We start from the raw sequence: 14,012 nt of genomic DNA on the forward strand, positions 1-14,012 counted from the left end.
ATACTAGCATGATCTGGGGGAAAACAACATGAAGAAATCGTTCGTTTTACTATTAGGGATTAGTTTATTACTCGTAGCCGCAGGGTGCGGTAATAAAAGTACAGACAGTAATGGCTCCAGCTCCGCTTCCGGTGCGGAAACGCAAAAGGTAGTCATTGGCTCCATGGGGTCTGACGCGCAGATTTGGAAGCATATTGCTCAATCCCAGGCCGCCAAGGATGCCAAGCTGGATATTGAAGTAAAGGAAATTAACGGTGGAATCGAAACGAACAATGCGACTAGACAAGGCGATGTGGACGTGAATGCATTCCAATCGTGGGCATATCTGGTGAGCTATAACAAAGAGAGCAAAGCCGATTTGAAGGCGATAGCCACCACCTATCTGGAGCCGATGGGGATTTATTCGCAAAAGTTCAAAAGTATTAATGAAGTGACCGACGGAGCGTTGGTGGCTTTGGCGGACAATCCGGCGAATACAGCAAGAGGTTTGAAGCTGTTGGAAGCATCCGGTTTGATTAAACTTAAAGCTGACTTTAATGATGCTTTAGGTACAGTCAATGATATTACGAGTAATCCTAAAAACTTGAAATTTGAGCTCATCGACGACAAAACAGGTCCGCGCGTGATTCAAGATGTAGGTCTGGTGTTGATCGGGAACACGATTGCTTTAGAAGGCGGTCTGAATGTACTGAAGGATTCCTTGTTCCACGAAGAGATCAGTCAGGCGACAAAGAACAATATTAACGTTCTGGTAACTTCATCGGATAAGGCAAACGATAAGGGACTACAAAAATTAGCGGATCTCTATCATAACGAGGATACTCAAAAGTACATTAAGGATGAATTTGGCGGTACCAAAGTAGAGGTTAAAGAACCTGTTTCTTATTTGGAAGGACAAACTGCAAAATAAACATAAAAGAGGTCAGCCAGTTTTCTGGTTGACCTCTTTTATTCGTTAGAGGCTTCTACTCGTAATTTCGGCTCGATAATGTTTGGGAGAGAATCCCTTTACCTTTTTAAAAATTTTTGAGAAGAGTAAAGGGTCATTATAGCCGACTGAACGGGAAATATCGCCTATCGAAAGTTCAGCGTTACCCATCATTTCACAAGCTTTGTTGATCCTGTAGCGAATCAGATAGTCCTGAATGCTGGTGTTTACTCGTCGTTTAAATAACGAACATAAATAACTCCGATTGAGTCCGATAAAATTTGCAATATGCTCAATGGTAATTTTCTGAGCATAATTCATTTCGATAAAATCCTTCACTTTTTCAACGTAAATTTCCGCCCGACCTTCCTTTTGTCCAGAGAACGTTGCCGGACTGAACTCAATTAGCTCCGATAGCATTGAGTAAAGCAGACCGGTCAGTCTGGTTTCCCGAGCTTTATGATACTCACTTGATTCGTTCATTTGCTGCAAATACTGATAAATCAAGTGCTCTCCTTCAAAGTAAAGGATTGGGGACATCATCGTCAGGCCTGCCTGCTTGAGGAGTGTTTCTGCCAGTAACCCGTTAAAACCAAACCAGCAATAAGACCAAGGATTTACGGCATCGGCTTGATAATAAGTGATGACTTGCGGGCAGATTAGAAACCACTGACCTTTCCGCAGGCGGTAGCTGAATCCACCGACCTCAAAGGTACCCTCTCCGTCCAAAATATAATGGAGCAAGTAGTGATCTCTTATAGCAGGTCCAAAAAAGTGACCGGGTATGCATTCCTCTATGCCAAACTGAGTTAAATACAATTCAGAGTGTTGTTTACTACGTGGCAAATACTCTATCACGGTATATCTCCTTATGTAAATTATCAAGCATTATAACATAAATAGTGAGTACCATGCCATGTACTTCATATCTAAAATTAATATATGATTTCTATAGAACCTATTGCTATATCATTGAATCTTATCAAGCTTTACACCATATGGACTTAGTTGATGGCTGTTACAAAAGGGTTGTTCTAAGTGCCATTTTAGGTGTGGATATCTGATGATCATTATTTATGAGAGGGGTTATTTTCCCAATGGGTATCATTGTTCAAGAGCAACCGGGGCTGTTTCATTTGCAGTCGTCGGGCATGAGTTATATTATTCAGATTGTCGACGGATTTCCTGTACATGTATACTGGGGAGACAGGTTGAAGCACCGCGAACCCATGGCTGATCTATTGCTTCACACTCCCGCGACGGCTGGATTAGATCGGCTGCCGCAAGAATACCCACAGTATGGGAGTGGAGACTTCCGTACACCGGCGTATCAAGTAGAGCTTGAGGATGGAACACGCATCACGGAGTTAAAGTACGATGGTTACCGGATCATTAAGGGAAAGCCATCTTTACCCGGGCTTCCGGCCGTTTATACCGAGAATGAAGCCGAAGCGGATACGTTGGAACTGGAATTAAAAGATGCCTTTTCAGGTCTTAAAGTGGTTCTTCTTTACACCGTCTTCGCGGATCGAAACGTAATCGCTCGTTCGGCTCGTCTAAGTAATGCGGGGGAACAAAATCTTCGACTCCTCCGCGCGCTAAGTGCCAGTGTCGATTTCGCGGGGAAAAGCGATTTAGAGTTCATGTATCTTTCGGGAGCATGGGCACGGGAAGGGAATATTACCCGCAAACCGATTCTTCAAGGTGAAACCCGAATTGATAGTAAAAGGGGCATGAGCAGCCATCAACTCAATCCTTTTACTGCATTAGTCACGCAGGAGACCACGGAAAGCCAGGGTGAGGTATTCGGCTTTAGCCTTGTGTACAGCGGAGGCTTTGAGGCGGGAGCAGAATTAGATTCATTTGGCTCTACACGGTTTAGCATTGGTGTGAACTCGTTTGACTTTTCATGGTTACTGAATCCAGGGGAGAGCTTCCAAACGCCAGAAGCCGTTATGGTTTATTCCGGTCAAGGACTGGGAGAAATGTCGCGTACATATCATCGCTTGTATCGGACTCGGCTTTGCCGAGGGACATATAGGGATGAAGAACGCCCTATTCTGGTCAATAACTGGGAGGCTACCTATTTTGACTTCGATGCGGATAAGTTGGTATCGATAGCGAAAGAGGGGGCTGAGCTAGGCATCGAACTCTTTGTCCTGGATGATGGTTGGTTCGGAAAACGGGATTCTGACAATTCGTCTCTCGGTGATTGGTACGAAGATCGTCGGAAGCTGCCAGACGGACTGGCCGATGTCGCGAAACGCATCAATCAATTGGGGCTTAAATTCGGGCTCTGGTTCGAGCCGGAAATGATCTCCCCAGATAGTGAGCTGTACCGCAAGCATCCAGACTGGTGCCTTCACGTTCCAGGACGGCGGCGCAGCGAAGCCAGATGGCAGTTGGTATTGGACTATACTCGCAAGGAAGTGCGCGATTACATCTACGATTCGCTGGCTGCCATTTTCTCCAGCGCTCCAGTTTCTTATGTGAAGTGGGATATGAATCGGTGCCTGACGGAAATTGGTTCCGCTGATCTGCCGCCGGAACGCCAATCCGAGACTGCCCATCGCTATGTTCTTGGATTGTATGAGCTGTTAGAGCGCGTCACCACCGAATTTCCGCATATTCTTTTCGAGAGTTGCTCAAGTGGTGGAGGACGCTTTGATCCAGGCATGCTTTACTACATGCCTCAAGTCTGGACTAGTGATAATACCGATGCGGTGGAACGCCTGAAGATTCAATATGGAACTAGCCTTGTCTATCCCGTAAGCGCCATCGGAGCCCATGTGTCGGCCGTCCCGAACCATCAAGTTGGACGCATAACGCCCCTTGATTTTCGAGGTGATGTCGCCATGTCTGGAAATTTTGGATATGAGCTTGATCTCACGAAATTCACTGATGAGGAAAAAGAGACGGTTAAACGTCAAGTCACAGCATACAAGCAGATTCGTGGCTTAGTACAGAAGGGTGACTTGTATCGCCTAAAGAGTCCGTTTGAAAATAACGAGTCGGCTTGGATGTTTGTTTCCGAAGACCAAGAGGATGCCATCGTCTACTATTTCCAAGTGATGGCTGTTCCGAATGCACCTTGGCGAGCCCTGCGCCTTGACGGACTGAATCCAGAACTCGAATATGAAGTTCAGTCTGGAAATAGCGGGGAAAAGTCTATCCATGGGGGGGATAGGCTTATGAAGTTGGGCCTCCCTCTTGTCTACAGACAGAAAGACTATGAAAGTGGATGGTTCAGGCTTCGGGCCATAAAGTCCAGCAAGGCTTAGGGCTTAAAGGATCAGTACAACAGTACATTGGCGAAAGATAGAAAACAATTGATTGAGTTATGCATGCCCCTTTTTATATGAAAAGGGGCATTTTGCGCGCAGCAGCCGTACTGATCGGGGAGGGCAAGCCATGTTTTTTATACGAATGATGAATGATATGAAACTAAGGAAGAAGATGACGCTTACATTCATTTCGGTAGCTGTTCTTCCCTTGCTGTTATGCGGCCTGTTTCTGACGGGGAAGCTTCGAGAGGCCGTCATTAAGGACGCTTTTATGCAAGTATCCAACAATGTCGAGCGGGTCCAAAATCGTACAGAAGAACTGATTAAAGTACCACTGGACATCTCGTATCGGCTAACCAATGATAACCGGATGAAAATGGTGGCTAGCCAGAAGTATGACAGCTACATTGAAGTCATTCAGGCTTACCGGGAGTATACAGGTATTCGTGACTACCTCCAATTGTACAAAGAGATATCCGGCATCCGAGTCTATGTCTCTAATCCTGGAGCATTGAACAACTGGGAATTTATTCAGCCGGACGAAAGAATCACAACCGCAGATTGGTACAAGGAGGCCATCGCACAGAAAGGATTGGCTGGCTGGAACTTAATCAAGGATGAGAGAGACGATGCCGATTATCTCAGCCTGATTCGTTCATTCGCAGTGAATTCACTAGGGCAAAAAGGAGTATTGGTCATCAATGTTAGTAAGCGCCAATTAAATTCAATCCTGGATCAGGAGTCGTTCCCTACCTTGATCGTGGATAACCGGAATCAGATCGTCGCGTCCAATGAAGCAGAGTTGTTCGGGAAGAATCTATCTGAAATTCATGTCGACGAGAATATACTTTACCAACAGGAAGGAAGTTACAACACACTCATTAATGGAAAAGCGTCAAAAGTGGTGATCGCAAATCTAACTCCACAGAACAGCTGGAATGGACTTCGCATTATTTCCGTTTTTTCCGTTTCCGAGATTACCCGAGATGCCAATCAAGTGATATGGCTCGGTGGAGTCGTGATCACGGCCAGCCTGATATTTGCAGCCTTACTTATCTATGCTTCTGCTTCGCTACTATCCAGAAGGCTTCTTCGCTTGAGCAAGCATATGACCCAGGTAGGGGCGGGCTCATGGGAAACCTATCTCCATATCGACGGAAAAGATGAAGTTGGTCTACTATCGAAGGAATTTAACGCGCTCGTCAGTAACGTAAACCATCTGGTCCAGGAGGTTCAAGAAACGAATCGTCAGAAAAGTCTGGTGGAGCAAAGACAAAACGAGATCAAGTTCAAAATGCTGGCAAGCCAGATTAATCCGCATTTTCTCTTCAATTCTTTGGAGTCCATCAGAATGGAAGCCCACATTCGCAAACAGGACGATATCGCCAAAGCAGTATGGCAGTTGAGCGCGTTGTTACGCAGCAGTCTGGAGGCCGGTAACGACAAGATTCCGCTGCGTAAAGAGCTTGAGCGGGTGTGCTGTTATCTTGATCTTCAAAAGTTCCGGTATGAAGAGCGTTTGGAGTATCGCTTAACGGTTGATCCGGATTTGGAGGAAATGTTGGTTCCACCTCTGATTATCCAACCATTGGTGGAAAATTCTATTGTACATGGTCTGGATAATCAAGCAGAAGGAGCTGTCATTGAAGTGAAAGTAAAGGAAATCCCAGAAGGGGTCCGAGTTATGGTATGTGACAACGGCGCCGGTTTCACAGGTGATCGTCTCGCCCTTGTACGAGAAGAGCTTGCTGCATCCGTACATGAGCAGGAGGTCCAGCGAATTGGATTGCGAAATGTAAACGATCGTCTTGTCTTATTGTATGGGACCTCTAGTGCCTTAAGCATTGAGAGCGAGCCGGGGAAAGGCACTTGTATTCAGTTTTTCATACCTGGGGGTGAATCCAAATGATTAAGGTAGTTATCGTTGACGATGAGCCGAAGCTTCGTCAAGGCCTTCAAACTCTGATTCCATGGGAGAGTCTTGGGTTTACCGTTACAGCTACGGCAGCCAATGGAAAAGAAGCATTGGAAGTCATCCAGGAAAAGTCCCCCGATGTCGTAATCGTCGATATCCGCATGCCGGTTATGGATGGCTTACAGTTGATTGAGCACTTGAGATCTGACGGTCATCATTTACATTTTATGATCCTCAGTGGATATGCCGACTTCGAGTATGCCAAACAAGCGATCAAATACGGGGTGTGCGGCTATCTCCTTAAACCGGTGGACATTGTTGAAATGTCGGCCAGTTTAAAGCAGGTACGCGAGCGGATCGAAGAGGAGCGCCTTCAACGGGAGTGGCGTAAGAAGGAGGTTATAAATCGGGATTTATACCTGCACAGCCTGCTCGTCTCTCAAGAGAAGACGGAAGATCCCACCAAGTTGAGAAGTAAGGCAGTAGAAGCAGACTTGTTGTGGACCCACTACGAAGTTGTGGTCGTGTATCCGCGCGTTTCCGAAGTGGACCGTTCCGATGTCGCATACCAGCTTTCGAATGGATTGAAGGCAACGATCGAGGGGCAGATGATGGGGCTTGTCACAGTAATCCCGCCGTATACGGTCCTTTTGCTCAACGAGCCGCTGCGTGGAAGACAACGACGCGAAACTCTGTACAACGAGATTCGTAACGCTGCGGATAAGGTCCGGTTCGCCGCTGCAACCGGAGGGAGAGTAACTGCTCCCGAAGATATTTGCAAATCTTTTTTAAAGGCCCAGGAAGCGGTAAAACGATCCTTTTTCAGCGAGAAGAACCGACTGCTAGATCCGTATCCTTTCTTTTCTCCTTCGCTGGCTTCCCCCGGATTGTCTGTCGATAAAGCTGAAGAAACGATGGAGGAATTCATCTTCCGCCTGTATTACAGTCTGGAAGTAGGAAACCAGAATGTCATACTACCATTGTTGAACGAGGTGGCAGCATTTTTTCTCCAACAGGGGCAAGATGAAAAGTCGATCAAAGAGTCGTTCTTCTTTCTATCCAATGCGATCATTCACAAGCTGACTGCGGGGTTCTGTATCGAGTTGAAAGAGACGGAGGAAGTTTCCCGTTTTTTGAATGGGATATACCAGCATGATCACCTAGATGACCTTTTGGAAGAGACCTACCGTTTCCTGCTAGCTTTGGCGAAAGACTCCGAACCTCGTGGAAAGGAGCAGGAATTCAAAAAAATGATCGACTTTATTCACAAGCATTATGCAGACAACCTGAGGCTGGAAGCGTTAGCCGGACTACTAAACTATAGTACCGCCTATTTGGGCCAGCTCTTTAAGAACAAGACAGGGGAGTACTTTAACACCTATCTGGACAGAGTCCGTATCCACAAGGCAAAGGAGTTGCTGGATCAGGGAATGAAAGTTTACGAAGTCGCTGAAAGCGTTGGCTACACAAGCGTCAACTACTTTTATAGCAAATTCAAAAGGTACGAAGGCTGTTCACCGTCGGAATATAGAAATCCATAATTTGTGGATGATTTTTCCCGAAATCCGTTATCTGGGCTCTGACTCTCCTCTGTTTTATGATGGATTTTAAGAGAGGGGATGAGAAAATGAAAGCGGTAACAGCGAATTCGGAAAACGTATACAAAAAACCGAAGAGGAATGCTTGGAAGGTATTTAAAAGCCAAAGGTATCTTTACTACATGTCTATTCCGTTTGTTATTTGGGTCTTCGTCTTTCAGTATTTGCCGCTATGGGGCTGGACAATGGCATTTCAGAAATACAGACCCGGTTTGAGTTTTTTTGAGCAGAAGTGGGTGGGCTTGGAGCATTTTCGTACTTTGTTCCAAGATGATCATTTCTACCAAGTACTGCGGAACACGTTGGCTATGAGTCTTATGGGACTGGTCGCTGGTTTTATTGTACCGGTTGTCTTTGCTCTATTGCTCAACGAGGTCCGCATACAAGTGATAAAACGATTTGTTCAGACCGTATCTTATCTGCCACACTTTGTTTCATGGGTGGTTGCTGCAGGCATCGTCACCAAAATGCTTTCAGCGGATGGCGGTGTCGTAAACGATATGCTCATGGGTCTAGGCATCATCGATCAGCCAGTCCAGTTTATGGCCCAAGGTAAATTATTTTGGTGGGTTGTAACTTTCGGAGACATCTGGAAGGAAACCGGTTGGAACGCCATTATTTATCTGGCTGCCATCGCCGGTATTGGTCCTGAATTATACGAGGCTGCGCGGGTGGACGGCGCTAGCCGATTCCAGCAAATGTGGCACATTACGCTGCCGGGAATCCGGCCGACCATTATCATTCTCCTGATTATGTCTATTGGCCATCTGCTCGGTACGGGATTCGAGAAACAATTTCTGCTGGGCAATCACCTGGTCATCGATTACTCTGAAGTACTTGATTTGTATGCGCTTAATTATGGTCTGGCGATGGGACGTTACTCTTTCGGAACGGCCATTAATATTTTCAATTCGGTGATCAGCCTAGTCCTATTGTTTGCGGCTAACGGAATCTTTAAGCGCTATACCAACGAGAGCATTATGTAAGGAGGAGAATGGACATGGAGGCTGTCAAAAGCACTACGCCGGTCGGCGGATTAAACAACAAGCTTCAGGCGAAATCACCACAAGACCGAATCCTGGGGGTAGTTGTTTATCTTTTCATGATTGTGGTCACCGTTCTGACGATCTACCCGTTCTTAAATGTGCTGGCTATCTCTTTTAACGATTCGGTAGACACCATTAGAGGGGGAATCACCATCTGGCCAAGGCAATTTACGTTGAAGAATTACGATTTGATTTTCACCTATGAGGGGTTAATCACTGGATTCAAGATCTCCTTTCTGCGGACCATCATTGGCACCGTAGCGGGTTTGGTCAGCGGCTCGATGCTTGCCTATACACTTGCCCGAAGTGATTTTCAAGCTAGAAGGTTCATCTCCATCTTTCTTGCTGTCACTATGTATGTTTCCGGGGGGTTAATTCCAGGTTTTATCCTGATGAAGGAACTGCATCTAATTGATACATTTGCCGTCTATATTTTACCAGGTCTTGTAAGTGCGTTTAACGTCTTCATTATTCGTTCCTTCATTGACGGTCTGCCTTATGCGTTACAGGAATCAGCCAAGCTGGATGGTGCCAACGATTTCACAATCTACTGGCGCGTTATACTTCCTCTTTGCAAACCGGCATTAGCGACCGTAGCACTCTTCTTGGCCGTTGGGCAATGGAACTCTTGGTTCGATACTTATCTGTTTAATGGGTCCAATGAATCGTTGACGACCCTGCAATATGAATTGATGAAAATTTTGCAAAGTACGACAACAAGCGCAACCAATTCCCAGGACGCTGCCAATATGGCGGAGCGTATGGCACAGGTATCCCCGGAATCGGTTAAAATGGCAATTACCATCATTGTTACCGTGCCGATTCTTATCGTCTATCCTTTTTTACAAAAATATTTTGTTAAAGGTATGACGCTTGGAGCGGTAAAAAGCTAAAACGAAGCAGCAAACATTCATTATACAGGGAGGTTTCGCTCCATGAAGTCAAGAAAAAACAGAATGATCGTATCTTTCGTAATGTCACTGACTTTAGTGGCTACCCTAGCAGGGTGCAGCGGTAATAATCCGTCTGAGGCTACCAAGGCCGTAACTACAGGTGACATCACGCTTACTTATTTTTCGGAAGACTCCAGCACGAATTGGAATAATATGAAGGATGAAGTCGGCAAGGTCATCGCGGAAAAAACCGGAGTAACTCTAGATGCTGAATTCGCTGTCGGCGACCCGGTCCAAAAGATTTCATTGATTGCAGCCACAGGAAACTATCCTGATTTAATCGCTGCTAAGGCGGATGTCGGCAAACTTGTCGATGCTGGCGCAATCATTGATTTGACGGATTTGATCGACAAACATGCACCAAACATCAAAAAAATGCTAGGAGACAAGCTTGTTCGGGCGAAGTACAGTTTAGATGACCAATCCATCTATGTTATTCCGACCTGGTCCGCTGTCGAAGAAGAAAAAATCAAACCCGACGTAGGATTTAAACTCCAGCACCGTGTCGTCAAGGAAGCGGGATTCCCGGACATTCGTACAGTACAGGATTTCGAAAAAGTCATTAAGGACTATATAACCAAGCATCCGACGGACGAAAATGGCAACAAAAATATCGGACTGTCCCTAAATGCCGACGATTGGCATATGTACCAGGTAACCAACTCAGGCTTCCAAACGACCGGGGGACCAGACGACGGCGAATACTACATTGATCAAAAAACACACCAAGCGACTTATCATTTCCGCCGACCGGAAGAAAAGGAATATTTCCGTTGGTTAAATCACATGAATGCCATTGGATTGCTTGATTCGGAAAGCTTCGTGCAGAAGACCGATCAGTTTAAGGCAAAAGTGGCTTCTGGCCGCGTACTGGGTCTAGCCGATCCAGAATGGGACTATGGCGATGGACAAAATGCACTGAAGGCGGAAGGCAAATTCGACCAGACTTACGGTCATTACCCAGTCACCATGAGCAAGGAGTACAAGGATACCAACTTCTGGCTGCCTGGTTTTGATGGGGGATACGGAATTTCGATCTCAAGCAAGTGCAAGGACCCGGTACGCGCTATTAAATTCCTCGATTTTCTGGCATCGGAAGAGGGTCAAGTCCTGAATAACTGGGGAATTGAAGGCAAGCATTACACGGTTAAAGACGGCAAACGGACGATTATTCCGGCTGTACTTGAACGGATGAACAATGACAATGCGGCTTTCCAAAAAGAGTCCGGAATCGGTCTATATTGGAACTTGATGGTCCATTATGGTGATGGCATCAAGGACTCAACTGGCAACTATTTTACTCGTAGTTATCCGGAACTGCTGACGGTGACTTATAACAAGTCGGAGAAGGAAGTTCTGAAGGGCTATAAGATTGAGCACTGGAAGGATCTATTCCCGAAGGAAGATGAATTCCAACCGAGAGCATACGGAGCAGCTTACACGATGTCTCTTCCCAATGACGATCCGGCTGTTATTCTCGGAGCCAAGATGAAGGATATTACATGGAAACGAATTCCGGAAGCTGTCATGACCAAGCCGGAAAACTTCGACAAGGTTTGGGATGCCTATATGGCAGAACTGGAGAAAGCCGGAGTACAAGAAATGGAAGAATCTTTTACCAGGCATATCCAAGACCGAATTAAGCTGTGGTCCACTAACTAACTTGATTCACATAAAAGAACGGGACCGTTCCCACTTTCCTGCCGGAAAGGAGACGGTCCTTTTTTCATAATGGTTTGCCATAGACGACTTTTGCTCAAGGCACAAACAAACAGCGGCTACCCCGGTTATTTTTAGAGGTGGCCGCTGTTTGTTTAAAGTAGACTACTTCGTTACTTCATGACGCTGACGGGACGGTATAGTTACGGATACGGTAATTCTCATAAAAGCGCCTTACTCCGCTTTATTTTTGGATAAAGTAAGCAGGTCTTGAGGAAGCTCATCCCTCGTGATCACGTAATCGCTGTTGAACACTTTTATGAGATGATCCAGGGAGTTATATTGTCCATTGCGGATGAAGTCGCCCGTCCACGTAGTGAAAAAGAGCCAATGCGCTGAATATGTTTGAAGCAATTCGGGATCGCTAATCGGGCCGTTTTCAGACAGACCAACCAGCTTCTTACCCTGCACGAGATTTACCAAACTGTCGTACTTGCCAATACTTGGGCTATAATTAGCCGCCTGGTTGTAGATATCCACACTTACAATATCGACGACATCATCCCCTGGATACCAGTCGGGACTCTCGGAGTTCCATACCCAGATCAGGTTGTTCAGGTGATGGTAGTGTGTTAGGCGGTCGTACATGATACGGTACAGCTGCTTGGCGGAGTCTGGACCTTGGGCGCCCCACCAGAACCATTTGCCCTCCGCCTCGTGCAGCGGTCTCCACAGCACCGGAACGTGAGCGTCTTGGAGGCGTTTCAACTGAGCAGCAATGGCATCGATATCCCTTAGGATAAGCTGATACTCTTCCGACTCGGGATGACTAAGTGCATATTGAACGTCGAATGTAGTAGCGTCCGTGTAAAACCCGCGCCACCATTCTTTACCGGGAATATCATACAGTCCCTTAGGAGCATTCCAGTGCCATGCGAATGTGACAAGTCCACCTTCTTGGGCCCATTGAATTGCCTTTTCCACCTCAGTTGAGGTGGCGCCATGCTCGATGCGAGAGGGGGAATAATCCATCATGTCCATTGATAACATGGCAGGATACTTTCCAGTTTGGTCTTTAATCCACTGTGCATCCTCCAAAGTGTGCTGACCGGAAAGAATGTGGCTGCCGTAACTATCCACGAGATAACCCATGAGTGCCGTGGTTTCCGCATTCGCATTCGGGTTTACTGGCTTTTTCTCAATTTGATGCAGTTTCGGGGGGGACACTGCTGATAGCTTGACGTAGTCGATATGATATTGGTCCGAGTCGACATTGAACTGTAAGATATTGTTTCCCGAATTCAGCATCAGTTTACCGCCGGATACCTCTGTGTAGCTTGCTGTTGTCGGCAGTGATATTTCGCTGGTCTGGCCGTTGACCACCAATTGGGTCTTTTTGTCTCCATTGGGGTTACTGTAGCCGATTGCAAGTTTGTAAAGCCCGCTTGAAGGTGCATTATAGGCAAAGGTTAACGAACCTGTGCTTTTGAAGGCTGCGTAACCGCTACCTGAATAGCCTGTATCAGCAGCTTCGATGTTGACCTCACCAGTAATGACTCCGTCTTCGGCTTCAATTTTACTAATTGCAGCAGGCAGATTGGCGAATTCAACCTTCACGTATTCGATCCCGTAATATCCCCAGCCTCTTGCAAAAGTAAGCTCGTTTGTGCCGGCATTCAGCATGATCTTGGTTAATATTTTCTCGTTCACTGCCGCACCTTTCGGAGGAGCAGCCAGCGTTATGTTCTCAGACATTGTGCCATTGACCTCGATGCTGGTATCCTTGGAGCCAGTGCCCGCCGGAATGTAGTAGCCGAGGCTCAGTCTATAAAGACCTGCTGTAGGCACGTTCACTTTAAACGTGGCCGTCCCGTCGGACTTGCCGGAATTTGGGTCGTAGTCATAAAAGAAGGATACATAGCCATCGCCTTTATAAAGCGTATCGCCGGTATAGGGTGTATCCCGTTTTTCTACACCGTAACCTTGAAGAATTGCATCTTTGGAGCTGACGACGATAGAAGAGGAATTGTCGTTAGTGGATGAATCTTGACTTGCATTCATCAACGTTCGGTCTTCAACATCGGTGACCAAGTGAGTTGATTCTGCTTTAGCTAAGCTTGGAATTAAACCGAGAGATACCAACAAAAAGGATAAGAGAACAAAACTGAGAATACTGAAAAACCTTTTTTTCCATGGATCTGGCATATGACTCACTCCTTGAATTAGTAGTTGTTACCGCCTTAATTGACCTGCAAAACATATTTCGGAAAACGCTTTCATTAGTGCGTACATATGAAGTACACTTTGAAGTAATCGATGACAGGTGATTAAGGACTAGCTTGCACTTGTAAGCATTTTTTCTTCATTTGTATACGTTTTCAATATTTGGTATTCGTTTTTTGGCACCTCACCTCTCTTTAATTTCATCATAAATTAGAGGTGAGGCAGGAACCATACAATGAATTTCGGAGAAAATCATCCTTAAATTATGGATTTTTATACTCCGGTGGCAAGCAATCTTCATATATTCTTTGAGATGTATAACACAAGATTATTAAGGCTATATGGGGTAAGCGGGAAGGATAGTTTCAATTTGTGGTATCATGCCAATAAGAAGATTACCCACATG

Annotated in this window: 9 protein-coding genes; 7 read left to right on the forward strand and 2 right to left on the reverse strand. The window is 45.9% G+C overall.

Translation table 11 applies throughout. From position 1 onward, the window contains the following. Positions 1-28: 28 nt before the first annotated feature. Entirely contained in the window at positions 29-910 is an 882-nt protein-coding gene (locus MKX36_RS02840; RefSeq protein WP_340864175.1) for a MetQ/NlpA family ABC transporter substrate-binding protein, read from the forward strand. A gap of 45 nt (positions 911-955) precedes the next feature. Here the strand turns inward: MKX36_RS02840 and MKX36_RS02845 are convergent, their stop codons facing one another. Beyond that, on the reverse strand, positions 956-1,786 hold the full coding sequence (locus MKX36_RS02845; RefSeq protein ID WP_340864176.1) for an AraC family transcriptional regulator: 831 nt from the start codon (positions 1,784-1,786) through the stop codon (positions 956-958). Positions 1,787-2,025: 239 nt separating this feature from the next. Here MKX36_RS02845 and MKX36_RS02850 point away from each other — a divergent pair, with 239 nt between their 5' ends. From MKX36_RS02850 to MKX36_RS02875, 6 genes are all read left to right on the forward strand, one after another. After that, positions 2,026-4,209, forward strand: a complete 2,184-nt coding sequence (locus MKX36_RS02850) for an alpha-galactosidase (protein ID WP_340864177.1) — start codon at positions 2,026-2,028, stop codon at positions 4,207-4,209. A 130-nt stretch (positions 4,210-4,339) separates the two neighbouring features. After that, entirely contained in the window at positions 4,340-6,121 is a 1,782-nt protein-coding gene (locus MKX36_RS02855) for a sensor histidine kinase (protein WP_340864178.1), read from the forward strand. Beyond that, on the forward strand, positions 6,118-7,668 hold the full coding sequence (locus tag MKX36_RS02860) for a response regulator transcription factor (protein WP_340864179.1): 1,551 nt from the start codon (positions 6,118-6,120) through the stop codon (positions 7,666-7,668). Before MKX36_RS02855 ends, MKX36_RS02860 begins: the two co-directional genes overlap by 4 nt. Before the next feature lie 86 nt (positions 7,669-7,754). Then, positions 7,755-8,711: an ABC transporter permease gene (locus tag MKX36_RS02865; RefSeq protein WP_016819520.1), complete on the forward strand. Its 957-nt coding sequence runs from the start codon at positions 7,755-7,757 to the stop codon at positions 8,709-8,711. A gap of 14 nt (positions 8,712-8,725) precedes the next feature. Continuing rightward, entirely contained in the window at positions 8,726-9,664 is a 939-nt protein-coding gene (locus MKX36_RS02870) for a carbohydrate ABC transporter permease (RefSeq protein ID WP_016819521.1), read from the forward strand. 42 nt (positions 9,665-9,706) lie between these two features. Then, complete coding sequence (locus MKX36_RS02875) at positions 9,707-11,386, forward strand: ABC transporter substrate-binding protein (protein ID WP_340864180.1); 1,680 nt, start codon at positions 9,707-9,709, stop codon at positions 11,384-11,386. A 231-nt stretch (positions 11,387-11,617) separates the two neighbouring features. Here MKX36_RS02875 and MKX36_RS02880 read toward each other — a convergent pair whose 3' ends face one another. Beyond that, positions 11,618-13,588 (reverse strand): glycosyl hydrolase, encoded by a 1,971-nt coding sequence (locus MKX36_RS02880; protein ID WP_290403615.1) that lies wholly within the window; start codon positions 13,586-13,588, stop codon positions 11,618-11,620. Between the last annotated feature and the right edge of the window lie 424 nt (positions 13,589-14,012).

It is taken from the genome of Paenibacillus sp. FSL W8-0439 (genome assembly GCF_038008995.1).
Classification (GTDB): Bacteria; Bacillota; Bacilli; order Paenibacillales; family Paenibacillaceae; genus Paenibacillus; species Paenibacillus polymyxa.